Source organism: Streptomyces sp. SAS_272, from assembly GCF_052543235.1.
In genome coordinates, this window is sequence record NZ_JBMNDR010000030.1 from 58,140 (window position 1) to 80,428 (window position 22,289).

24 protein-coding genes, 1 tRNA gene and 1 pseudogene are annotated in these 22,289 nt (G+C 69.7%); 12 read left to right on the plus strand and 14 right to left on the minus strand.

The window, feature by feature from the left end; all coding sequences use genetic code 11:
* Nucleotides 1-2: 2 nt before the first annotated feature.
* A complete protein-coding gene (locus ACN6LD_RS18760) occupies nucleotides 3-992 on the minus strand; it encodes an ArsR/SmtB family transcription factor (RefSeq protein WP_319188897.1) in 990 nt (329 codons plus the stop codon).
* 81 nt (nucleotides 993-1,073) lie between these two features.
* On the opposite strand from ACN6LD_RS18760, the gene ACN6LD_RS18765 reads away from it, so the two are divergent.
* Entirely contained in the window at nucleotides 1,074-2,267 is a 1,194-nt protein-coding gene (locus ACN6LD_RS18765; protein WP_445043785.1) for an MFS transporter, read from the plus strand.
* A 7-nt stretch (nucleotides 2,268-2,274) separates the two neighbouring features.
* On the opposite strand, the gene ACN6LD_RS18770 is transcribed toward ACN6LD_RS18765, so the two are convergent.
* On the minus strand, nucleotides 2,275-2,793 hold the full coding sequence (locus ACN6LD_RS18770) for a DUF4396 domain-containing protein (protein WP_319188895.1): 519 nt from the start codon (nucleotides 2,791-2,793) through the stop codon (nucleotides 2,275-2,277).
* 602 nt (nucleotides 2,794-3,395) lie between these two features.
* Here ACN6LD_RS18770 and ACN6LD_RS18775 point away from each other — a divergent pair.
* Nucleotides 3,396-4,469, plus strand: a complete 1,074-nt coding sequence (locus tag ACN6LD_RS18775; RefSeq protein ID WP_445043786.1) for an acyltransferase family protein — start codon at nucleotides 3,396-3,398, stop codon at nucleotides 4,467-4,469.
* Nucleotides 4,470-5,425: 956 nt separating this feature from the next.
* A complete protein-coding gene (gene chvE, locus ACN6LD_RS18780; protein ID WP_319188894.1) occupies nucleotides 5,426-6,517 on the plus strand; it encodes a multiple monosaccharide ABC transporter substrate-binding protein in 1,092 nt (363 codons plus the stop codon).
* A 182-nt stretch (nucleotides 6,518-6,699) separates the two neighbouring features.
* Here the strand turns inward: chvE and ACN6LD_RS18785 are convergent, their stop codons facing one another.
* Nucleotides 6,700-8,115, minus strand: a complete 1,416-nt coding sequence (locus ACN6LD_RS18785) for a diacylglycerol/lipid kinase family protein (protein ID WP_445043787.1) — start codon at nucleotides 8,113-8,115, stop codon at nucleotides 6,700-6,702.
* A gap of 108 nt (nucleotides 8,116-8,223) precedes the next feature.
* On the minus strand, nucleotides 8,224-8,709 hold the full coding sequence (locus tag ACN6LD_RS18790) for an SHOCT domain-containing protein (RefSeq protein ID WP_319188892.1): 486 nt from the start codon (nucleotides 8,707-8,709) through the stop codon (nucleotides 8,224-8,226).
* A 1,223-nt stretch (nucleotides 8,710-9,932) separates the two neighbouring features.
* On the opposite strand from ACN6LD_RS18790, the gene ACN6LD_RS18795 reads away from it, so the two are divergent.
* The 3 genes from ACN6LD_RS18795 (at nucleotide 9,933) to ACN6LD_RS18805 (ending at nucleotide 11,067) form a co-directional block, all read left to right on the plus strand.
* Nucleotides 9,933-10,136: a hypothetical protein gene (locus ACN6LD_RS18795; protein WP_319188891.1), complete on the plus strand. Its 204-nt coding sequence runs from the start codon at nucleotides 9,933-9,935 to the stop codon at nucleotides 10,134-10,136.
* Nucleotides 10,133-10,468, plus strand: a complete 336-nt coding sequence (locus ACN6LD_RS18800; protein WP_319188890.1) for a transcriptional regulator — start codon at nucleotides 10,133-10,135, stop codon at nucleotides 10,466-10,468. The genes ACN6LD_RS18795 and ACN6LD_RS18800 overlap by 4 nt, the downstream gene beginning before the upstream one ends.
* A gap of 332 nt (nucleotides 10,469-10,800) precedes the next feature.
* The gene (locus tag ACN6LD_RS18805; protein ID WP_319188888.1) at nucleotides 10,801-11,067 is read left to right on the plus strand and encodes a DUF6959 family protein; all 267 of its coding nucleotides are present in this window, start codon (nucleotides 10,801-10,803) and stop codon (nucleotides 11,065-11,067) included.
* Between the two features lie 176 nt (nucleotides 11,068-11,243).
* On the opposite strand, the gene ACN6LD_RS18810 is transcribed toward ACN6LD_RS18805, so the two are convergent.
* Nucleotides 11,244-11,666 (minus strand): hypothetical protein, encoded by a 423-nt coding sequence (locus ACN6LD_RS18810; RefSeq protein WP_445043788.1) that lies wholly within the window; start codon nucleotides 11,664-11,666, stop codon nucleotides 11,244-11,246.
* A gap of 647 nt (nucleotides 11,667-12,313) precedes the next feature.
* Between ACN6LD_RS18810 and ACN6LD_RS18815 the strand changes: the two genes are divergently transcribed.
* Nucleotides 12,314-12,399, plus strand: a tRNA-OTHER gene (locus tag ACN6LD_RS18815).
* A gap of 593 nt (nucleotides 12,400-12,992) precedes the next feature.
* Here ACN6LD_RS18815 and ACN6LD_RS18820 read toward each other — a convergent pair.
* From ACN6LD_RS18820 to ACN6LD_RS18830, 3 genes are read right to left on the minus strand one after another with little or no spacing between them, the layout of a single operon-like run.
* Nucleotides 12,993-13,697, minus strand: coding sequence for a PaaI family thioesterase (locus tag ACN6LD_RS18820; protein ID WP_319188885.1), 705 nt, complete (start codon nucleotides 13,695-13,697; stop codon nucleotides 12,993-12,995).
* Nucleotides 13,698-13,743: 46 nt separating this feature from the next.
* Nucleotides 13,744-14,754, minus strand: coding sequence for a zinc-dependent alcohol dehydrogenase (locus ACN6LD_RS18825; RefSeq protein WP_319188883.1), 1,011 nt, complete (start codon nucleotides 14,752-14,754; stop codon nucleotides 13,744-13,746).
* Nucleotides 14,747-15,178 carry a tautomerase family protein gene (locus tag ACN6LD_RS18830; protein ID WP_319188882.1) on the minus strand — a complete coding sequence of 144 codons (432 nt, stop codon included), beginning with the start codon at nucleotides 15,176-15,178 and terminating at the stop codon, nucleotides 14,747-14,749. The genes ACN6LD_RS18825 and ACN6LD_RS18830 overlap by 8 nt, the downstream gene beginning before the upstream one ends.
* A 128-nt stretch (nucleotides 15,179-15,306) precedes the next feature.
* Here ACN6LD_RS18830 and ACN6LD_RS18835 point away from each other — a divergent pair, with 128 nt between their 5' ends.
* A complete protein-coding gene (locus ACN6LD_RS18835; protein WP_319188880.1) occupies nucleotides 15,307-15,891 on the plus strand; it encodes a TetR/AcrR family transcriptional regulator in 585 nt (194 codons plus the stop codon).
* A 27-nt stretch (nucleotides 15,892-15,918) separates the two neighbouring features.
* On the opposite strand, the gene ACN6LD_RS18840 is transcribed toward ACN6LD_RS18835, so the two are convergent.
* The 3 genes from ACN6LD_RS18840 to ACN6LD_RS18850 form a co-directional block, all read right to left on the minus strand.
* Complete coding sequence (locus tag ACN6LD_RS18840; RefSeq protein ID WP_319188878.1) at nucleotides 15,919-16,395, minus strand: tautomerase family protein; 477 nt, start codon at nucleotides 16,393-16,395, stop codon at nucleotides 15,919-15,921.
* An 83-nt stretch (nucleotides 16,396-16,478) separates the two neighbouring features.
* Nucleotides 16,479-17,105: an NAD(P)-dependent oxidoreductase gene (locus tag ACN6LD_RS18845; RefSeq protein WP_319188876.1), complete on the minus strand. Its 627-nt coding sequence runs from the start codon at nucleotides 17,103-17,105 to the stop codon at nucleotides 16,479-16,481.
* A 33-nt stretch (nucleotides 17,106-17,138) separates the two neighbouring features.
* Nucleotides 17,139-17,981 carry an aldo/keto reductase gene (locus ACN6LD_RS18850; protein WP_319188875.1) on the minus strand — a complete coding sequence of 281 codons (843 nt, stop codon included), beginning with the start codon at nucleotides 17,979-17,981 and terminating at the stop codon, nucleotides 17,139-17,141.
* Nucleotides 17,982-18,054: 73 nt separating this feature from the next.
* On the opposite strand from ACN6LD_RS18850, the gene ACN6LD_RS18855 reads away from it, so the two are divergent.
* A complete protein-coding gene (locus ACN6LD_RS18855; protein ID WP_445043789.1) occupies nucleotides 18,055-18,720 on the plus strand; it encodes a DNA-binding response regulator in 666 nt (221 codons plus the stop codon).
* Nucleotides 18,721-18,941: 221 nt separating this feature from the next.
* Here the strand turns inward: ACN6LD_RS18855 and ACN6LD_RS18860 are convergent, their stop codons facing one another.
* Complete coding sequence (locus tag ACN6LD_RS18860; protein ID WP_319188872.1) at nucleotides 18,942-19,082, minus strand: hypothetical protein; 141 nt, start codon at nucleotides 19,080-19,082, stop codon at nucleotides 18,942-18,944.
* Between the two features lie 115 nt (nucleotides 19,083-19,197).
* Between ACN6LD_RS18860 and ACN6LD_RS18865 the strand changes: the two are divergent.
* A pseudogene (locus ACN6LD_RS18865) lies at nucleotides 19,198-19,404 on the plus strand (hypothetical protein); the annotation flags it as partial.
* A gap of 7 nt (nucleotides 19,405-19,411) precedes the next feature.
* Here the strand turns inward: ACN6LD_RS18865 and ACN6LD_RS18870 are convergent.
* Together ACN6LD_RS18870 and ACN6LD_RS18875 are read right to left on the minus strand one after the other, a co-directional pair.
* Nucleotides 19,412-19,942, minus strand: a complete 531-nt coding sequence (locus ACN6LD_RS18870; protein WP_319188870.1) for a GNAT family N-acetyltransferase — start codon at nucleotides 19,940-19,942, stop codon at nucleotides 19,412-19,414.
* Nucleotides 19,927-21,180, minus strand: a complete 1,254-nt coding sequence (locus ACN6LD_RS18875) for a helix-turn-helix domain-containing protein (RefSeq protein ID WP_319188868.1) — start codon at nucleotides 21,178-21,180, stop codon at nucleotides 19,927-19,929. The genes ACN6LD_RS18870 and ACN6LD_RS18875 overlap by 16 nt, the downstream gene beginning before the upstream one ends.
* Nucleotides 21,181-21,433: 253 nt before the next feature.
* On the opposite strand from ACN6LD_RS18875, the gene ACN6LD_RS18880 reads away from it, so the two are divergent.
* Both ACN6LD_RS18880 and ACN6LD_RS18885 read left to right on the plus strand, forming a co-directional pair.
* Nucleotides 21,434-21,850 carry an ATP-binding protein gene (locus ACN6LD_RS18880; RefSeq protein WP_319188902.1) on the plus strand — a complete coding sequence of 139 codons (417 nt, stop codon included), beginning with the start codon at nucleotides 21,434-21,436 and terminating at the stop codon, nucleotides 21,848-21,850.
* Between the two features lie 113 nt (nucleotides 21,851-21,963).
* Nucleotides 21,964-22,206, plus strand: a complete 243-nt coding sequence (locus tag ACN6LD_RS18885; RefSeq protein ID WP_445043790.1) for a hypothetical protein — start codon at nucleotides 21,964-21,966, stop codon at nucleotides 22,204-22,206.
* The last annotated feature ends 83 nt before the right edge of the window (nucleotides 22,207-22,289 follow it).

Consider the following 22,289-nt stretch of genomic DNA (forward strand, 5'->3'; position numbering starts at 1 on the left):
TGCTAACTCCGGGGACCGCCGTCGGCTCCGGCCGCCTCCGCGAGGGCGTCTCCGGCCGCCGTCCGCGAGTACAGCACCGACCGCCCCGCGCGCCGCCTCCGCACCAGGCCCGCGTCCAGCAGCACCCGCAGATGGCGGCCCACGGAGCCGAGGCCCTGGCCGGTCAGGGCGACCAGCTGGGTGGTGCTCAGCGGGCCGCCGAGCAGCACCAGCACCGCGGCGCGGCCCGGACCCAGCAGCGCGCCGAGCGCGGCCGGCGCCGCACGCGCGCGGCCGCGGCGGTCCTCGGCGAGCACGCCGGTGCACGGGTAGACGACGGCGTACCGCTCCCGTCCCTCCCACGACACCCAGCCGGCCTTCGGCGTGACCGGCACGAACAGCAGCTCGGCCCCGGAGATCTCGCGCGGCGGATACTCGTGCAGGTTCACCTGGAAGCGGCTCTCGCCGAGCCAGCGCGTCCCCGGCCGCAACGAATCCAGCACGGCCGCCCAGCCGCCCCGGCTGACCTGCGCCGTCCGAGCGACGACGTCCGCCTCCAGGACGCGTCGGCGGCGCTCCCAGTCCGGCCGCACATCCGTCTGCCACACGTGTTCCAGCAGCGCGGCCGCCCGCTCGGGCAGGTCGTCCCGGTCCAGGGCGGCCGGCAGCGGCCCGCCCAGCGACGTCCGCAGATGGGCCCGGGCGTCCGCCGGACCGGCCGACCGCACCCGGGCCACGCCCTCCTCGAAGCTCTCGCCGTCCCTCGGCGTCGGCGTCAGGAAGTCGGCGATCCAGCTCCTCCCCAGCCCCGCCCGCACCAGCAGCCCCGTCACCGGGTCCGCCGCCAGCAAGGCCCGGTAGCCGGGGAGGTGGGCGCGCAGCCACTCCCGCTCACCGGGATGGTTCCCCACCCCCGCGTGCAGCAGCTTCAGACTCGCGAAGGTCTCCGTGAGCGGCGAGATCACGAACCGGCTGCCCGCCAGGGTGTCCGCGTTCACCTGCCACCAGCCCACGCGACCCCTCCGTCCCGGACAACCTTTCGCACGACCGCGAAACAATAACCGGCCGGCTCGACGCCGTCCGAGACTCCGCGCATGCCTCGATACCGACCGCTGTTCCGCACCCCGGAGTTCACGCCTCTCTTCCTCTCCTCCGCCGCGCACACCGCCGCCTCGACGGTGGGCGGCCTGGCGCTCGGCACGCTGGTCTACCGGGCCACCGACTCGCCGCTGCTGTCGGCGATGAGCATGTTCGGTCCCTCGCTCGTCCAGGTGCTGGGCGCGACCCTGCTCCTCTCCGGTTCCGACCGGCTGCCCCCGAGGGCGACGCTGGCGGGGATCTCGCTCGGCTTCGCCGTCACCACCGGCGTCCTTGCCGCCCCGGGCCTGCCGGTCTACGGCGTCCTCGCGGTCGTCCTGCTGCAGGGGCTGATCGCCTCGCTCGGCGGCGGGGTCCGCTGGGGACTGCTGAACGAGATCCTCACCAAGGACGGCTATCTGCCCGGGCGTTCGCTGTTCAACATCCTGCACGGGCTGATGCAGATCGCCGGATACGCGGCCGGCGGCGTCCTGGTGGCCGCGCTCTCCGCGCGCCGGACCCTGCTGCTCGCCGCCCTGCTGTACGCCGTCGCCGCCGCGGTCGCCCGGCTGGGGCTGACCGCCCGCCCGCCGCGCGCCGCCGGCCGCCCCTCCGCCGCCGCGACCCGGCGCACCAACGCCGTCCTGTGGTCCTCCCGCCCCCGCCGCCTCACCTACCTGGGGCTGTGGCTGCCCAACGGTCTGGTCGTCGGCTGCGAGGCCCTGTTCGTGCCGTACGCCCCGGGCGCGGCGGGCACGCTGTTCGCCTGCGCGGCGCTGGGGATGCTGGTGGGCGACGTGACGATCGGCAGGCTCGTCCCGCCGGCGGTGCGCACCGGGCTGGCGACCCCGCTGCTGCTCCTGCTGGCCGCGCCCTACGCCCTGTTCGCCCTGCAACCCGCGCTCCCGCTCGCCGGGGCCTGCGCCGCCCTCGCCTCCGTCGGCTTCGGTGCGAGCCTGGTCCAGCAGGAACGGCTGATGAAGCTCACCCCACCCGAACTCAGCGGCCACGCGCTGGGGTTGCACTCGTCCGGGATGCTCACCATGCAGGGCGTGGGCGCGGCCCTGGCGGGCACGGCCGCCCAACTCACCTCGCCGGCCACGGCGATGACGGCGATGGCCCTGACGTCGATCGCGGTGACCCTGACGCTGCACTCCGCGGGACGGGTCGGCGAACGGCTCACGGCGCGCACGGGTCCCGCCGAGCGGTGATCGCGCCTCAGCCGTGGGAGTGGGTGTGAGCGACGGCGTGGCCCTTGCCGCGGGCGATCATCCACTTGTTCACCGGCGTCGTGATCAGGAAGGCCACCGCGAAGCCGCCGAGGAGGGCCGCCCAGAACAGCCCGTCCGACAGCTGGGCGTCCATCGCTCCCGGTGTGAAGGCGACGATGGCGTTGTCGACCAGTTCCATCACGGCGATCGAGACGGTGTCGGCGGCCAGTGCCACCTTGACGGCGGCCCGGAGGTCCAGGCCCGCCCTGCGCACCGAGAGCAGGGTGAGGGAGTAGCCGAACAGGAACGCGAGCAGGATCGCGACGACCATGGTCGGCACGTTGCCCCAGCCGAGGGCGGTGCCGATGACCATGCCGAGGATCTCGCCGACGGCGCACCCGGTCAGGCAGTGCAGCGTCGCCGTCACGGCCATGGCCCAGGAGGCGTGGCCGCGGTGCTGCTCGTGCCGGGCGGAGCGGTCGGGTCGGTGGGGCCGGTCGTGCTCGGCGTGCTGGTCGTGAGACATGACTCCTGTATACCCCTGGGGGGTATACAGAGCAAGCTGTGCGCGCACTCGTGTCGCGGTGCGCGTTGTCCCATGCCCGTTGTCCCATGCCTGGTGCCTGGTGCCTGGTGCCTGGTGCCTGGTGCCCGGTGCCCGGGGTCCGATGTCCGGTGCGCGGTGTCGGCGCGACAATCTGCTCGGCGTCCGTGCGGCAGCTGACCGGGTGACCGGGTGACCCGTTGATGCCGTTGACCCGCTGACCGGGTTCCCGGCCGAGGGCGCTGTCACCCGCTGTCGCTTCGGCCGGCTGCCCGCGTCGGACGAGGCGGAACTCGCCGCCGCCGGAGGCGCGGGGCGCCGGCCGGGGAGGTTTCGGCGGCCGCGCATCGGTTAGCAGCGCCTGCGAAAGAAGGCGCCGCCCGAGGCTGGGCGGAGCCGTGGCTTCCCCTGCGTCATGTGCGAGGTGTTCTGGTCTGTCCGGGTCGCGCCAGGAAGGCATCGAACAGGCCGCCGGCACCGCGCCGCCGGCGCGAACCGTCACCGTCCCGCCGGAGCCGGAGCCGGAGCCGGAGCCGGAGCCGGAGCCGGAGCCGGAGCCGGAGCCGGAGCCGGAGCCGGTGCCGATGGCGGTGCGGGCCGGTGGCGAGGTCCGGCCGGCGCCAGGGCGCAGCGAGCCGCACAGAGAGGCGTTCTTCGACAACGCGAAGTACCTGGCGATCGTCCTGGTGGCCGTCGGCCACGCCTGGGAGCCCCTCCGTGAGGGCAGCCGCACGGTCACCGCCCTGTACACGGTCGTCTACGCCTTCCACATGCCGGCGTTCATCGTCCTCTCCGGGTACTTCTCGCGCGGCTTCGACGGCCGTCCGAAGCAGATCGGACGCCTCGTCACCGGCGTCGCCGTGCCGTACGTGGTCTTCGAGGTGGCGTACACGTTCTTCATCCGGTGGACCGACGGCGCCCCCGGCCGCGACATCAGCCTGCTGGACCCGCTCTACCTGACCTGGTTCCTGGCCGCCCTGTTCGTGTGGCGGCTGACCGCGCCGGTCTGGCGGCTCGTCCGGTGGCCGCTGCCGTTCGCGCTGGCGATCGCGATGCTCGCGACCCTCTCGTCGTCCATCGGCACGGACCTCGCCCTGCAGCGGATCCTGCAGTTCCTGCCCTACTTCGTCCTGGGCCTGCTGCTCGAGCCGGAGCACTTCCGGCTGGTACGCCGCCGCGCGATGCGTGCCCTGGCCCTGCCGGTTTTCGCGGCGGCACTGGCCGTGGCGTACTGGGCGGTGCCGCGGACGGACTACGCCTGGTTCTTCCACGACGACAGCGCCGAACAGCTCGGGGCGCCCCCCTGGTTGGGCCCGGTCATGACCCTGGCCACGTTCGGCTGCTCCCTCACCCTCGTGGCCTGCTTCCTGGCCTGGACGCCGGGCCGCCGCACCTGGTTCACCGCGCTGGGCGGGGCCACGCTCTACGGCTACCTGCTGCACGGTTTCGTCAAGCAGGCCGCCGGCCCGGCCGGCTGGTACGACCACGACGCGGTCCACCGGCCGCTCGGCCTCCTCGTCGTCACTCTCGTTGCGGCCGTGACGGTGACACTGCTGTGCACCCGGCCCGTGCGGTGGGCCCTGCGCTGGGCGATGGAGCCGAGGGCGCGCTGGGCCTTCCGTCGCGACGGCGTCGTCCAGGACCGCGTGGCGGCCTGACGGGCCCGCTCCTGGTCAGGGCGGGGGCACCGCCCGTCGCCCGCGGAATGCCGTATTCCAGCAGTTCCGCGGGCGGTCGAAAGCGATTTTAAACACCTTCAGAAAACGTTTTTGTTCGCCCCGTTGACACCTTGCGCACCCCCTTTTAGTGTCGCGCCAGCATTCTGACCAGGTGACGAAATTTCGAACAGCTGAGAGGCAAGTGCCCTGCGCATCACCGGAGTCAGCACACCCGTGACCGGAAACCGGTGGACCAGCCTGATGTATTTACAGGTGCGTACCGGCAAACCGGTGAGTGGAGTGGGCGAAATCCGCGTGCGGGGCAGCGTAGGCACCCTTTTCGGCGATCTGCGGGCCACCTGGGCGTCCGAAATTCGACCCCCGCGGCCCGCGCCTCGCGCTCCTCTCTCCGTTCGTGCCCCTCGCGAACCGCACGCACCTCACGCCTCTGACGCACCTCACGCTCCCCATGCCCCGCATGCCCTTCGGTCGACTTCTGCGGAATCCGCCGACCGTTCTCGGCTGCGGGATCCGGCGCACCACGAACCCCGACGACCTCGGCGGCAGCGTGCGTCCGCCAGGGCGGCGACCACCTCGCCCGCGTCGCACCGCGCCCCCGGAAGTCCTTCCGCACGCCGTCGAGGCCGGCCCGGGCGCGCGCCCGGCGCCCGCGCGTGCGGCGGCGCCCTCGCCGCGCAACCCGTTCCCGCACACCCTCCGGGACCGGATGCGGGACCGGGGCCGCGTGGACCGGGAACGGGTGCGGGTGCGGGAACGGGTGGACCGCGTGCGGGTGCGGGAACGGGTGCGGGTGTGGGGTCGGGTGCGGCGCGTCCGACCCGCGCGCGACCCGCTCGCCGACCTTCTTCCGGCCCGCCGCCCCACCGCTTCTTCACCACCGACGGCTGACACTCCGTCACCCACCCCCCTCAACGACGAGAAACTAGGAACGATCCATGCGCAACCGAAGAGCCTTCCTCGCCGCCCTCACGGGAGTCGCCTCCCTGTCCCTCACCCTGTCCGCCTGCGGCGAGACCAGCAGCAGCGGGGAGAAGTCCAAGGGCGGCACCATCGGCATCGCGATGCCGACCCAGGCCTCCGAGCGCTGGCTGACCGACGGCAAGAGCGTCGTCAAGGATCTGAAGGGCTACGGGTACCAGACCCAGCTGGTCTACGGGCAGGACAACCCCAAGACGCAGGTCTCCCAGATCCAGGCCCTGATCAAGCAGGGCGTGGACGCGCTGATCATCGCGGCCATCGACAACAAGTCGCTGAACGGCGTGCTCGAGCAGGCCGCCGCCGCGAAAATACCGGTGATCTCCTACGACCGGCTCATCCTCGGCACCGCCAACGTCGACTACTACGTCTCCTTCGACAACGAGCAGGTCGGCCGGCTGCAGGCGCTCTACATCATCGACAAGCTCGGCCTGGAGGACGGAAAGGGACCGTTCAACATCGAGCTTTTCGCCGGTTCTCCCGACGACAACAACACCCAGTACTTCTTCGAGGGCGCGATGCACCTTCTGCAGCCGTACCTGGACAGCAAGCAGTTGGTCGTCCGGTCCGGCCAGACCGCGCTCAAGGAGGTCACCACCCTGCGCTGGGACGGCCCCACCGCGCAGAAGCGCATGAACGACATCCTCTCCGAGACGTACGGGGGCAAGAAGGTCGACGCGGTCCTGTCGCCGTACGACGGCATCTCCATCGGCGTCCTGAACGCGCTGAAGGCCGACGGCTACGGCTCCAACAGCAAGCCCCTGCCGATCATCACCGGTCAGGACGCCGAGCTGGCGTCGATCAAGTCGATCATCGCGGACGAGCAGTCGCAGACCGTGTACAAGGACGTCCGCCAACTCGCCGCCGCGGCAGCCGACATGGCCAACGACATCCTCACCGGCAAGACGCCGAAGGTGAACAACCGCCTGGGCTACAAGAACGGCGTCAAGGCCGTGTCCGCCTACCTGCTGCAGCCGACCAGCGTCGACAAGAGCAACTACAACTACGTGCTGGTCGCGGGCGGCTACTACACCGCCGCCGAACTCAAGTAGCGGTCCGGAGAGCGGACGTCCGACCGGCCCGGACGCGAACCGGCAGCCCCCCGGCTCGATCGATCGGCTCGGCCGTCGCGGGCCGTGTGGTGCGGGCGTCGCTGTTCCGGCGCGCCCGGCCGCCGCTTCGCAAGGAGGGGGAAGGACGGCCCGCGCCCGGGTCGCGGCGCTCCGGCGGTGACTCAGACCGGCGTCCCGCTCTCTGCGCGCGGCGGCGGACGCCCGAGCGCCAGGCGGGCCACGCGCGGCCAGTTCACCGACGCGGCGGCCGTCCCGGCCGCGCCGGGGCGACGGCGTGGCACGCGGACCCGCAGCGAACCCGGCGCGCTGCGGCATACGACGGGTGACGCCAGCACCGTGTGCTCCCCGTCGATGCCGACCGGCAGGGTCGCCGAGTCGCCTTCGACGACGACTTCCTCCGCACTCAACCGCAAGAATCCCGGCGCACGGGGACCGCGCACCAGGCGCGCCGCGTCGGCGGCGTTGTCGACCCGCACGCCCACCACGCCCAGCTCGCCCGAGTCCAGCCGCTGTCTGCGTCCTGGATGGGCCGCGTCCACGGCACGTCCGTAGGGGTTGTTGCTGACCAGCAGCGCCTGAAGTCCTTCGGCCCGGGGCGGACCCTCGGCGCCGGCCGGACCGTCCCCCCGGGCCCGGGCCCGCATGCGCAGCCTGGGCGCGTCCTCGGCGGTGAGGAGGCCGGGGAGGGCCTGGAGAACGGTGTGCGCCTTCGCGTCCCGGTAGGCGGGGTCGGCGACCACGGCCGCGTACGTTCCGAACGAGGCGTTGTTGACGAAGACCCGGTGCGCGGCGTACCCGAGGTCGACGCGGAGCTCGACGGCGTCGGACAGAGCCTCGAGAGCCGCCGCCGGGTCGTCGCGGTCGAGGCCGAGATCGAGCGCGAAATGGTTGCGGGTGCCGACGGGAATCACCATGAAGGGCAGATCGTGCTGGGCCGCGACCTCGGCCACCAGGGCCTGGGTGCCGTCCCCGCCCGCCACCGCCAGGAGGTCGGCTCCCTCGGCGACGGCCCGCCGGGCCAGCTCGGCGACGTCCTGACGCCCCTCGAGCAGGACCACCCGGCAGCCCGCGTCCCGGGCCTTCGCCACGAGGTGGAACCGGCCCACCTTGCCGCCGCCCGAGCGCGGATTCATGAGGATCCAGGGGGCGCGAGGCGCTTCCGCGACCTCCCGTTCGCGGGCGGTGCGACCACGTGCCGAGGACGTACGCGCCGCAGCGAGGGCCAGCACCCACAGGGCCAGCGAGAGCAACGCCGGCCCGAGCAGGCCGAACGTGGCGTACAGGGCGAGCACGGCGACCGGAGCTGCCACCGAGAGAGCCGCCCCGACGCCTCGGACCACTCCGGTGTGCGCCAGCGCCCACCACACGCCGACGGCGGCGAGCGCCAGCCCGGCGACGCCGACCAGGACCCAGAGCGCGCTGCGCAGACCGGCGGCGACGAGCGGCACCAGGATGCTGCCCAGCAGGGCCAGCAGGGCGAGGCGGGCCCATCCGGCGCCGCTCCCGGGACCGCCCGCGCGTACAGTCCCGGACCCAGGCGCTCCGGGCCTGTCGGTGTGCCCGACGTGTCGTCCCACCTGTCGCCCTTTCGTCGTTCAGCTCGCCGGCCGGCCCCTGTCGGCCCTTCTCTCTCTCGGGGTCCGGGGGGACGCGTCCGCGTCCGTCCCCGGGCGTCGCCCCGACGCTCAGCGACCGGAGGAGGGGAGAGTGGCGGAGCCCGGGTGCTCCGCCGGTCCGTGACCGCTCAGGACCAGTTCCTTGGCCCTGCGGAACTCCTCGTCCGTGATGTCGCCGCGGGCGCGGATCTCGGACAGCCGGGCGAGCTCGTCGACGCTGCCCGGCGTGCCGCCGGCCGCGGCCTGCCTGACGTAGGCGTTGAACTCCTCCTGCTGCGCACGCGCCTGCGCGATCTCCCGACGGCCCATGTTCCTGCCGCGGGCCATCACGTAGACGAACACGCCCAGGAAGGGCAGGACGATGCAGAGCGCCAGCCAGCCGGCTTTCGCCCAGCCGCCCAGGTCGTCGTCGCGGAAGATGTCGCCGATGATCCGGAAGAGCAGAACGAACCACATGATCCACAGGAAGAGCCAGAGCACACTCCAGAAGACGCTCAGCAGGGGAAAGTCGTACGCGAGATAGGTCTGCGCGCTGTGCTGACCGATGTCGCTCATGTCGCCCTCCGTTCCGGGCGCCCGCCCGGCGGCCGGGGCATCCGCTCCGGTGCCCGCCCTCAGCGTGCCCACCCCGAAGGCGCCACGGCCTCACCCGGCGCGGGTGATCCTGCCCCGCGCAAGCAGGAAAGTATTTCTCTTCCTTTGGTCGTGTGGCTCTCACCTGCGCTCATGGTCCGCTGACGTTCGCGCTCGTCCGCTGTTGTTCGTCGGCGTTGTCACGCAGTTAGACACTCATCCCACGACTCCGGCTCGTTTCTTGAGGCGCTTGCTCGCCCGCTTGTTTAGCTCGGCGTGGCCACGCTTCGTCCAGTCACCTTGGTGGAGGTAGCAACGCGACGTGCCCTTCATCGTCTTGTCGCGGCAACTGCCTCGATCCGTCGGCCAACCACACTTGCCCTGCTTCCACTCACCCACGGCCCTTCCCCTCCCACTGGTCCGTCTTGAGTTCGGGCATTCAGCTTGGGGCACCTTGCCTACGTAGGGCAGGGCGCATGGCCGATGGCATAAGGCGATCGGGGCGCACACCGGTCAGTACGCCGAACCTCACAGGTCTGCCACTGACCACCGTTTTAGGAGTTCGATCAGACCCCGCTCCGGCTGCTGCCGTCGACTGGTGCGACGGTCGGACGGAGACGCTGGTGTATGCCCCGTCCGGCGTCGTTGATGTCAGCCGTGGATGTCAGAAGCCTTCCGATCCGTAGCTCTACGGGGCTCGGCCAGCCGGGGGTGCGGGGCGCGGTGAGTGTCGCGGGAGTCGCTCTCCGGGCGTTGGTGGATGTTGTACTCCGCTGGGCCCTCGTCGCGAACCGGATGCCCAGACGGCCAGGTCACATCAGGCATACGGAAGTACTTTTGCCCTACGAAAGTAGATGCCATGATGAGGACAACTGAGGAAGCGCTATGGAGGGACGGGAGAACCCATGCCTAGCAGCGAGCACCTCAGCTCGGCCACGGCCAGGAGCGACCTGCAGGCCGCGCAACGGGCCCAACTGGCCGCGAACACATCGCCCCCCTGTCCAACGTGGTGGGCCCCTGTGGCAGGCGTTACTCACGGATTCGGAATGGCTCGGGCCGCCGGGCCGCTTCTCTACGAGGCGGATGGTGCGGCTTGGAAGCTTGCGTTACTGCTCGCTACGACCGTGACGCTGTCTGTCTTCCCGGTCATGTGTGCGGTGAGGGTGACCCGCATGCGGGTCCGTGCCTGGCCACCACGTGGAACCATGAGACAACGCGCGCTCGTCGAGGGCCTCCCGGTGGTCGCCTATGGGTTGGCCGCCCTTGCTTTCCTTGCGTTCGGCTGGAGCGTGGGTGCGATCGCTCTAGGAATCCTCGGAGGAGGCTCCCTGTGGTGGCGAGAAACCCAGAAGAACTCCCTCCGCTCCAAGTCGGTCGCGATGCTGAAGGCGCCGGGGCACACGGAATGAACCATGCCGTGTCGCCGGCGCTGGACCAGGCGATTCATCATCCGACACGGCTGACCATGATGGCATTCCTCGCTGGTTGCGCCGAAGCCGAATTCGCCGCAGTCCGTGAGTACTGTCATGTCTCCGACGCGAGTGTCAGCCGCATCGCGACCGCCCTGGAGGAGGCCGGGTACGTCCAGGTCCGTAAAGGAGCGGTCGGACGCCGCCCACGCACTTGGTTGTCGCTGACATCGGCCGGCCGTACGGCGCTCAAGCGTCACCTTGCTGCGCTGCAAGCCATCGTCGACGCGGCGCAAGCAGCAGGCGCGGAAGCAAGCGATCACGATAGTTGAGGGGCGACTCAGTGCAGTTTCGGCGACAGCCATAGGGGAAGCGCGGCAGCGGCCGGCTCTTCAAGGTCGGCGGAGCTGCCTTGGGCTGATGTCACGTTGACGTGAGTGATTATGGCCCGTAGATGTCAAAGGCCCCGGACCATGACCGCTCCGGGGCCTTTGTGTTGGTGCCCCCGGCAGGATTCGAACCGGCGACACCGGGCTTTAGGAGTTCGATCCTGCAGCCCTCAGATCGCCCTCGTCGTGCTGTCGGCGGAGCGCGGTCGTTCGCTCAAGGCCGCCTGTGTCCAACGCCGTTGATGTCAACGGGTGATGTCAGGTTGGATGGGCCGATGGAGCGCGTTGAGGCTGAGCTGTTCACAGATGGCGGCAACGACGCCGTGGTTCGCATGCCGGGTAGGCGGTTCCCAGGGGTCGTGGTGCAAGGAGACTCCCTTTACATCCTCCGCGGTGACGTGGCCGAGGTGGCGGAGGCATGCGAGCGAGGCGACCTGGATGATGCTCGGGAGTCTGCCGGCCTTCTTCTGGCGAGCCTGGATGCGCTGCTGGCACGGTACGAGGCAGCGTTGGGCGAGCACGAGATTCCGCGGCCGTACTGAGCCGACGGGCGCTATCAGCTTGGGAAGCTTGGGTTCTACGGGCTCGATAATCCCGCTGACCTGCTGTCCATCCGTGTCATGGCCTGGGGGCGTCTCTGAGTGGGTGATCGCTGTTCTCCGTGGCTCTCCGCAGTATCTGGCACGAGTCTGGCACGGGGCGCGTTCAGGCGGGTTAGTCAGTCGCGCCGCGGCCCTGGCACGCCGATATCGGATCCGAGATCGGTGGTGGCGGTCAACGAGTGGGCCGCGGCCCTGAGACCGTTCTTCCATCCCGGGAGTTCGTCCGCGTCCATCCATTCGCTGTAGCCCGCTGCGACGGAGAGGAACTGTGTCTCCTCCGGGGTGCGGGCTGCGACTGTCATCGACAGCCGGTCGACCACGTCCTTGGGGCTCAACTCGGCATTCGCGAGACGGACCGCGAGGCTCACGAGGAGCCAGCGGCCGGCTGTCTCATCGTCGGGAAGGGGTACGCCGAGTTCGTGCAGGGTTTGGACGTACAGTTCACGGATCTCGGTCTCGTCGCTCCTGCGTGGCAGGCCGGCCAGTGAACGCAGGGCGGGGGAATCGCGCCCGTCGACGAGTGCATGAGCAGCAAGCATCGGGAGCTCCTCGGGTGGGAGTATCTCCGCCACATACCGCCAAGCGCTGTCCTGCAATCGGTCCATGCACTCATCGTGAGAGCAACGAGACTTCCTGGCGAGCTGATTGCCGTTTTGGCCTCGGCTTCCTTGCGGAGCGACCTCTTCGTCCCGAAGCAACTTGGGCGCGGCGGCGCCTAGGGCCGGTGTGTCTCTCTCACCTGAACCGATGGCCCGCTGACGTCCGTGCGCGTCCACTGTCGTTCGTCGGCGTTGTCACGCAGTTGGTCGGACCTTCACTCCTCCCCGGGTGCGATGAGGCGATCGGCTTCGGCCTGGGTGCGGCTGTTGCTCCGTCGGCTTCGGCCATCTCGTTGGCGGAGGTGTTCCAGCACCTCTCGCAGTAGCTCGCCATGAGGCCGAACCGTTTGTGCTCACGCACGGTGTCGTTGGTCTCCCCGCAGCGATGGCATGCCGACTGGTCACGATCCTGAATCGCCCCCCATGTGTTTGAGTGTGGGCGAACCTGACTGGATCCCGGTAGGTCGCGATTTGGCCTCATTCGGCGATCAGAGGCGCGGCCATCCAAGCGCGAAGACGGGCTCGACCTGCGGCGTCATCCCTAAAAGAGGTGGGCTTGCCAGTCTCTGAGTCGGTACGCTCCCCCTGGCCATGAGTCGTTTTAGCGGCCCAAGACGTCGCACTCGGGTTCGCCCCGATGCGGAAACCCCGGTTCGAATCCGGGCCGTGGCCACCCTCGACACGTCCGCCCTTTCCTACGCCTGACTGCCCTCTCGATGCGAACTATGGGCAAGGCAGTCGGTCGCTGCCGGGGCTCGTTGCCCGGCCGTGGGAGTCCGTGTTCAACGGCCAGCAGCGTCACGGCATGGCCTTCCGGGTCGCCGCTGTCACCCCGGCCGCCTTCCCGGCCGTCATGGGGGCCTCGGACTGATGACCGTGACCGGGCCATCGCGGAGCGGCTCGGAGCCATGATCCGCGAGGGCGGGGTAGAGGCAGCTCCTGACTAGGGGATGTGGACTCCCCGTGGACTCTAGTGGCACGCGTGTGGCACGACCCCGAACAGGACGAAGGGCCAGCCTGGGAGGAAACCCTCCTGAGCTGGCCCTTTCTCTGTGCCCCCGGCAGGATTCGAACCTGCGACACCCGCTTTAGGAGTTTTCCCTGGGCGGGGCTGTGACCTGCTGAAACGTCGATTGCGGTGCGTCTGGCCTGGGAAAACAGCCCTCTGTAGTTCTCACGTGTTCGCTGGGTTTCCCGGCCTCATGTGTGCTGAATGCGTTCTCTCGGCACTTCTCGTCGGGGGAGGCGCCTGTACGCCGCGGGTGGTCATGATTCGGCTGGCAACCCTGGGAACAGGGCGCGGGCGCGATGAGGGTCGGGAGCAATGAAGACCCCGTCGGCCGTGACGAGGTTCGCGGCAGGGTCTGCCTGGGTGACGATGGACCCGCTCACGAAGATCTTGCGGTCGTTCGTGCCGGTGACGCGGGCGAGGATCTTCAGAGGTGTTTCCAGTGGGACCGGGCGGAGGTAGCGCATCTGAAGGGAGACGGTCAGGCCGGGCATCCCGACCGCTGCGCAGGCGCGGCCCATGAGTTCGTCCAGGAGCATGGCGCTGATGCCGCCGTGGCCGTAGCCGGGCGGCCCTTCGTGGGCGATGCCGAGGGCGCAGTGACCCACCAGGCCGTCGGCGGTGGGCGTCACCTGTACGGGCGGGGCCAGCGGGTTCCCGGCCCCGGTCACAGGGCTGTAGATACGTGTCCCCGTGGGGAACTCGTCCACCGCCGGGATCTCCGCCCGCGACCGCCGTCGGCCCGTCAGCTGGCTGCTGATGGCGCGGACCCCGTCCGCCACACGGTGGAGGGTGTCCGGGGAGGCGGCGGTGCGGACGGTGGCTTCCACCAGGGCGCGCAGTTCGTGGCCGAGGTGGGTGATGGCCGCCCTCTGGTCTTCCAGTTCCTCTTCCCCGGCTGTCGCTCGCGTGGGGTCGGAGCCAGTGTCAGTGGGCGGAGGGTCGGTGAGGGATGTGTGCATCGGGTTTCTCGGTGGGGTGGGCTGGTGGGGTGCGGGCCGGGTGCGGTCAGTCATCGGCCCGGACGAAGACCGGCTTCAGGTGCTTCTGCGGCAGCGCGGTCGGCAGGTCTTCCCAGTCGATGACGTGGGAGACGACTTTCTCGGGGGCGACCTTGCCGGAGGCGGCGAGTTGGAGGGCGTCGGGGATGTGGGCGCGGACGTTGTCGCGGGCGATGCGCAGGGTGACGCCGTTGAGGTACATGTCGAGCAGCGGCAGTTCGCCGGGGCGGAAGTGGTTGCCCGCCGACTCACAGATCCCTTCCGGAGTGAGGGATCTGACGGCCAGGGCGAGCTGGTCGACGCGTCCGGTGGCCTCGACGGCGATGTCGTAGCCCTGGGGGATCGGGTCCAGGGTCTCGGCGGTGGCGGCCCCGAACGCGCGGGCCAGGGTGCGGTGTTCGGGGTCGGGGTCGACGTAGAGCACTTCTGAGGCACCGAGCGCGCGGGCGATGTCGCACACGTACAGGCCGATGCTGCCGCGGGCGACGACCAGGACGCGTGCTCCGGGCCGGGCCTTGAGGTGGGGGGCGACCAGGCGCCAGGCCAGGGACCAGTTGTCGCTGGCGGAGGCCATGGCGACCGGGTCGACGCCGGCCGGCAGCGGGACGAGCATGGCGTCGGCGTAGGGCACGCGGACCAGGTCGGAGAAGAGCCCGCCCCAGCTGCCGCCGATCGGTGCGCCGTACATCGCCATGTAGGGGACAGCGGTGCAGTGCGCGGTCAGCCCGGCCCGGCAGCGGTCGCAGGTGCCGCAGTTGATGGACCAGGGGACGACGACCAGGTCACCGGGGGCTACGGCGGTGACGGCGTCGCCGGTCTCGACGACCCGGGCGACGCACTCGTGGCCGAGGGCGAAGGGCGGGTCGATGAAGCCGTGTCCGGCCAGGATGGCGGAGTCCACGTCGCAGGAGGTGGCGGCCACCGGGGCGACGATCGCCTCTCCGTCGGCCTGGAGTTTCGGGTCGGGTGCCTCGCGCCACTCGACGGTGCGCTTGGCGACGTAGGTCAGTTCACGCATCGGTGCGCTGTCCCTTCGCCAGTGCCACCAGGTCGGCGTAGCGGATGACGGAGCCGCCCGCGCCCCAGGTGCCCTCGGGCTGTTCGTGCACAAGGACCCACACCCGCAGGGCGTCGTCCGGGCCGAGGCCCGCGGCGGCCAGGACGGCCTTCGTCGCCTCTTCGACCAGTCCCGCCTTGCGGCGCTCGGACAGGGCTCCTTGCGGGACGGTGACCTCTACCAGGAAGCGCGGCGCGTCGTCCTCGGCGGTGGTCTGGGCTCCTTCCGGCAGCTCGGTGAGGTAGCTCCACGCCTGGGCGCGGAAGAACGCCGTGTCGGGTGCGCCCTCCCAGCGCAGCAGTACGGCGGCGAGGTTGCGCTGGACGCTCTGGCGGCCTCGTTCGGTCAGGGCACCTGCCGGGGCCGTGAGCCGGATCATCGGCATGGCATACCTCTCTTCGTTCCGTTCGACTCTTCGCTCGACCACACAGGTCTATGACAGTCGTTATAACCGACGGTCACGCTAGACTATGACGGTCGTTATATCCAGTGGGGTCAGAAGGGATCGTGTACGTGACCAAGTCCAGTCCGGTGGCGCGTGAGCGGATCGTGGCCGGTGCGGCCGACATGATCAGTCGGCGCGGTCTGAACGCGACGAGTATCCGTGAGATGGCCAAGCACGCCAGGGCGCCGCTCGGCTCGACGTACCACTACTTCCCTGAAGGCAAGCAGCAGTTGGCCACCGAGGCCGTCCGCTACACCGGCGAGTGGGTCGCGCGCCGGCTGCGCAAGGAGTTGGAGGCGGGACCGGTCGCCGGGCTGCGGGCGTTCCTCGCCCTGTGGCGCAAGATCGTCGTCGACAGTGACTTCAGGGCGGGCTGCCCGGTCCTCGCCGTCTCCATCGAGGAGCCGCACACGGACGAGACGCCTCCCGCCGTGGTGGCCGCCGCCGACGTCTTCACCGCATGGGAGGGCTTGCTGTCCGCCTCGCTGCGGGAGTACGGCGCCGAGCGCGAGCAGGCGGCCCAGCTGGCCACCCTCGTCGTCGCGGCCGTGGAGGGGACCGTGGCCATGTGCCGCGCCAAACGCAGCATCGAGCCCCTCGACCGCACCGCGGAGCAACTGCAGGCGCTGATCGTCGCCACGATCAAGGAGTGAGCCGGCCCGAGCTCGACGCCTCGGGATTCAGGTGCCCAGCGCGGCGCGGACGGCCTTGACCCTTTCCTGCGTGAACACCCCGCTCTCCAGGAGCGGGAGGACGGACAGCACGCCCCCGGACGAGCCCCAGCTGCCCTCGTCGATCACGCGGAAGTTGACCCACCACGTCGGTGACGGCTTCTCCAGTCCACAGGCCGCCGCCAGTGCGGCCAGGACGCGCTCGATGACCTGGGCTCGTACGTCCGGCTGCCAGGCGGCGTCCATGACCGCGATGTCGACCACCATCACGTCGAGTTCCTGGCCGGCGTCCGACAGCAGCCGTCCGCCGATCGCCATCATGTCCCGCTCGCGCTCGACGAAGTGCACCTGGAACCCGACGCGGGCGGCCGGAGCGGGCTGTCCCACCTCGGGTACCAGCACCGCGTCCGTCAGTGTCTCGGCCAGCTCGCGGCGCTGCTCCAGGTCCAGGCGTCCCTTGGGGGCGTTCACGGTGATGATCGTCACGACATCCTCCTATGACAGTCGTTATAGATGCTGGCAGAGTACACGTGTCTATAACGACTGTCATAGTCGGCGGGGGCGGGCGCTCAGTCGGAGATCACGGCGGTGCGGTGAATCCACTCGCCGCCCTGTGCCGCTGTGTGCATGAAGGCGGCCACGTCCGCACGGCTGATCGTCGGGTTGCCCTTCATCGGCAGCCGGTCGTCCGCCCGGTAGATGCCCCTGGCGGGGCCGTGGGTCAGCCTGGTCGGGTACACCACGGTCCAGTCCAGCCCGCTGGAGCGGATGCTCTCGTCCGCGATCGCCTTGTCGGCGTAGATCGACCGCAGCAGCGTGCCGTAGATCAGCTTCTGCGCGCCGCTCGACCAGCCGAAGGTGTGGCCGACACCGAACGAGGACAGCCACACCAGGCGGGCGACACCCGCTTCTGTGGCCGCGCCGATCACGGCCTCAGAAGCACGCGTGAAGAGGCCGTCGGCGCGCACCGAACTGCCCCTGCCGAGCGCGGAGACGATCGCGTCGTGCCCGGCCGCCGCGGCGGCGAGGTCGCGGTGCGAGGTGGCGTCGCCGGTGACCGTGGTGACCTGCTCGGCCAGGTCGCCCAGGGCCGCCGGATTGCGGACGAAGGCCGTGACGGAGTCGCCGGATCGCACGGCAAGGTCGACGACATGACGACCGGTGGGACCGGTCGCACCGAGGATCAGCAGCTTCATGACAGGGGCTTCTTCCGTGTGCGATGTCAGATGTCAGGAGAGGTCGGCGAGGTCTTCGTCGGTGAGGGCGATTGCGGCGGCAGCCATGTTCTCCTCCAGGTGGGAGAGGGATCCCGTGCCCGGGATGGCCAGGGCCACCGGCGATGAGGCCAGCAGCCGGGCCAGGCCGATCTGGGGGACGGTGGCGCGGTGCCGGGCCGCCACCTTGGCCAGACGCTCGTCGTCGAGTTCCCGACCGCCACCCACCGGGAAGAAGGGCACGAAGGCGATACCGGACTCCTGGCACGCGGCCAGGAGGTCCGCTTCGTCGTCCTGGGCGGCGTGGTTCTGCACGGCAGTGACAGGTGCGATGGCGCGAGCCTCCGCGAGATGACCGGTGTCGACGTTGCTGAGGCCGAGGTGCCGGATCAGGCCCTCCTCACGCAGCGCCGCGAGCGCCTCGAAACGCTCGGCGAGGGACTCACCGTGCGGGGGTTCCATGGCGCCGATGCGTAGGTAGACAAGGTCGAGGCGGTCCACGCCCAGGCCGTCCAGGTTGGCTTCGACAAAGCCACGCATGTCGGCCGGGGTGCCGTGGGAGAGGCCGTCGGGACCGATGACCGGGCCCACCTTGGTGGCGATGACCAGGCCGGACGGGTAGGGGTGCAGGGCCTCACGGATCAGGGTGTTCGCGCGCACCGCACCGCCGGCGCTGAAGTAGAAGTCGGCGGTGTCGATGTGGTCGACCCCGAGTTCGACAGCGCGCCGCAGTACGGCACGGCCGGCCTCGGGGTCGCGGGCGGGACCGCCCATGCCGTCCTTGGACGGCAGGCGCATGGCGCCGAAGCCGAGCCGGTTGACGGGGAGGTCGCCGCCGAGGCGGAAGTCATTGCTCATGCGCTCCAGCCTGCAAGGCCCGGCATCGGCCGACGAGCCCGTGGCATGTTGCTGCCACCGGCACAATGGACGTATGCCACAGGTCATGACGCTTCAAGGTGATGTCGACCTCTGGGCGAGGCTCAAGCCCCTGGCGGAGTCCAACGCCGCGGAATGGGTCAACGTCGCCCCCGACCTCGACACCTGGCCCGGCGCTCGTGAGGCCGCCCGCCTGACGATGCGTCGTGACGGGGCGGTCCACGCCCGCAAGCTGTACAGCCCCGCCGTGCTCGCCGACGAGCGCGACCGGGAGGCCCTGCACGAGATGGCCGCCCACGGCATGCAGATCCGGATCACCGCCACCCCGATGTCCCGGGGAACCTTCTTCATCGACCGGCGAACCATGATCTTCACCAGCCCCATGACGTCCGCCCCGGCCGCTCACGGACACCGCACGTACACCATGAGCGCCGCGCCGGCCCTGGTCGACGGGGCGTACGCACTGTTCGAAGCCGCTTGGGAGAGCGCGACCGACCTCGCTGCCTTCCTCAGCATGCAACGGCCCCTGATCGACGCCCAGACCGGCAGGGTCCTGCGCGCCCTGACCTCCGGCGTCACCGACGAGGCAGCCGCGAGAGAACTCGGCATGTCGCTGCGCACCTACCGCCGCCGAGTCGCCGAACTGCTCGTCACCCTCAACGCGGGCTCCCGCTTCCAGGCCGGAGTACGCGCAGGCGAGTTGGGCCTGATCCGCGGGTGATCGCCGCCATCAACCGACATGCTCAGCCACAGCCGTGGGCAGCTGTAATCGACCACCATCGCCTACAGGCGTTGTAACTGCTGTACAGCAGTGACCGCTGGCGTTTGTTCGCGCCCGTGGTGTTGTCCGTGCGGGTCAGCACCACCTGGCACGTTCTCTAGTTCTCACTGGGCGACGTCGTTTCCCAGGCTCATGTGCCCTGGATGTGCCCTCACGGGCGTCTAACGCAGCACGTTGATGAGTGTCTCGCGCAAAGCCTTGGCGTCATCCAGGGCTTGGCGACATATGTCCTCGGTGACCACCGGACGCTGGCCGATCCGTGCAGATGAACCGGGTGCTCGGATCAGGTACTTCTCGTCCACGATGCCGTCGTTGTGTGTGAAAGGTGCCTGGCCGCCCAGGTCTCGAGGAGGCGCTGCCATGTCGGCGGTCCGAGGACCGAGCGCAGATCGGAGAAGCCGACATTGATGACCAACTGTGTGCGCTTCGGAGCCGCTGGACGAATACATCAAGTCGATCGGCGACGAGAAGCTCGTCGTGGACATGCTGGTGGGCGATCTCCAGCGGGTGATCGAGTACCCGAAGCTCGGTTTCGCCGTCGAGCAGGAGGTGTCGGCGGATGTGTATGACGCCTACGAGCGACTTGTGCGGGCCGGGTTCGACAGCCGCCTCGTCACTGGCTGACGGCGACTCAGTCCCGAAGGTCTTTGACCATGACCGCGTACACCGGTGAGTCGGCGAACGGTTGCTGCTCGCCGACTCTGTCGTATCCCCATGTCTCGTAGAGCGCTTGGACCTTGGGGTGTGTGACGTCGACCAGCAGCACGGCGAGGTCTTCCGTGCGTTCCTTGAGTAGCGCCTCGTGCAAGCGGTCGGCGATTCCCTGCTTCCGCCAGCCCGGGCGCACCATCACCTCGGACACGGCGTAGGTGGAGGAGTAACCGTTGTTCGGCTCGTACGGGGTCGAGCGCCACCATTCGCGGCCGGGGGCGAGCGGGGCGCCGTAGGCGAAGCCGACCGGTTCGTCTTCGTCGTACGCCACCACGCAGGAGAAGCCGTCCATGCCGGTCCAGTGGTCGACGAACCAGGCGAAGCGCTGGTGGAAGGGGTCGTCCATCTGGTCGGCGTAGGCGTCGGCGTGTACGTCGATGAGCATCTGCCGGAAGACCTCGGGGAGGTTTCCGTGCTGGAAGTGACGCAGGTCGGTCACGCTCGGCTCCATTCGGTTCGCATGCGGTCTGCCCAGTCTCGTGCGTAGGAGGCGGAGGGAGCCATGACGAACAGGCCCCGGTGGAAGTCGCCCATGAGCGTGCGCATACGGCCGGGCAATGGGTCGCCATCCATGATGGTGAAGACGTCGGTGGCTGAGGCCGTGGCCTGTTCGGCCTCTCCCTGGTGGAGCTGTGCGAGGGCGAGCTGGGCGGTCGCGAGGGCCTTGTTGCGCCGGAAGACGGTCGGGATCCTGGCCAGCGCGCGGTGAGCCATGGCTTCGGCATGAGGGTGGCGTCCGCTGTTGAACTGGACGATTGCGGCGAGGTGGTCAAGTTCGGCCCGCCCGTAGAAGGCGGTCCAGCGCGGACGCTCTCGGTCGGCCACCCTGGTGAAAGTGTCCTGGGCTGATCCCAGCGAACGCAGGCCCGCACGGCCGTCGCCGAGAGCCGCGTATGCGAGGGCGACGCGGACTCGGCCCAGCGAGTCGAAGAACGGGTCTCGGCGGGCCGCTGAGGAGGCTTGCGCGGCCTGGGCCGCTGCGAGGGCTTCGGGCCAGTTCTGCCGCTGGTAGGCGAGCATCGAGAGGTTGACCCAGACCCGCATTTCGGTGGGGCCGTCCTGGGAGAGGCCGGCGTACGTCGCTGATTCGTTCAGGTAGCTCTGGGCCTGGTCGAGGTTGCGGGCGTCGATGCAGGACCAGGCGGCGATGGTGGTGTACTCGGCGGCCAGTGCGTACAGGGCTCGGCGGACGCGTTCGCCGGCGTTGCGCTGCTGTAGTTCCAGCACCTTGGTGCGGCCCTGGGCGGCGGCCTTCTCCAGTTCCGTGTGTCCGCCCTGGCGGTCGTCGGCTTCGACAAGGGCGTTCATCCCGGCAGCGACCCGGGCCACGTCCGACATGCCGACGGTCCGGCGTTGGGCCACCAAGGGAACGGCGGCAGCTGCGCTTCCGGTCGCTGAGGTGAGGAAAGTGCGACGCCGCACGGGGTCCTCCTGCGGGTGTTGCATGGTGCGTGGTGCGCTGAACCCTAAGTCCTCGACGGGACAACCGAACACCCGCTCCAGGGCTGCACACGTGCGTCCGATGGGGCGGCGGGAGGTCCCATTGAGGAGGTTGCGGATTGTGCGGTCGGAGACGTCACCGGGCCTGCCGGTGATCTCTGCCAGCGCAGCGTTCATCCGACCAGCCAATTCTTCCTGGGTGAGCCCGAGTTCCTCCATACGGCTCTTGAGGATGGCGTTCGCTCCCATGGACCGACCGTAGCCCTGTGGTCACCGGCCGAACCAGACCCGAGGTCACCGGAGCGTAAAGTCTTCCGGTTCGCGTAGGTACTGCGGGGCGCGACTTTTCCTGTTCGCCGTCGGCCATGGGCCGTTGACTCGGTACCAGCCGTTGAGCAGGCGAGATTCCCCTTCCTGCCTCTCGATGGCGTGGAGGAAAGCCCGCTCCTGCGCACCCTTCGCGGGGCGGGCGTCCCAGCCTCGGAGGGATGACCCCGTGACCATGACCGCCGCCAAGCCAACCGCGACTGGTGTTCCGGGCTACACCGAGACGATGCCGTGCGAGCCGGAGTCCGCGCGCCGCGCACGTCTGCTTGTGTCTGCGGCTCTAGACACCTGGGGCATAGGCGAGTTGGCCGAGGTGGGCACTCTGATCGTTTCGGAGCTGATCAGCAATGCCGCCAGCCACACGCCCTGTCGCCTGGTCCGTGTGGTGATTCGGCGCGAGACGGCCGAAGTGATTCGGATCGGCGTTGCCGACAAGTGCCGAGGCACCCCTGAACCGGGCTGTCCTGAAGGGGACTCCGAGGGCGGCCGTGGTCTGCTCCTGGTGGAGTCGCTGAGCTGGCGGTGGGGCTACGACCTGCATCGTTGGGGCAAGCTCGTCTGGGCAGAGCTGCGGGCGCCGGCCGCATGCTGATCTCGCGTATCTCCTTACGACTCCTGCCCTCGGAGGAACTGGTCGGCGACCCGTTCCCGGACGCGTGCGTGCAGCTGGCCTTCAGCCCGGCTCGTCCGTCTGACGAGGCCGACATGGTGGTTGTCCCAAAGCCGGTCCGGATAACTCCCACCGACCTTGTGCGGCTTCGCGTCGAGTCGGGACTGGCTCTCGGCGAGATCCGCGCCGAGGTGCAGTGTGCCGAGACCGCGTTGCGGCAGCAGCTCAGCCGCTGGTACGACGACGGCCGACTGGCAGTCGAGGCCCGCGCACCGGACGTCAGCCTCCTTCAACGGGTCCTGGACGGGTTGCGGAATCCCGGTCCGGTTTCGACGTAGGCCCCGGCGCCTCTTCTTCCCGGCGCCCCTGAGACTCCCGCACAAGCAGGATCGTGTTCCTCGATGCCGTGCGGGTGAGCAAG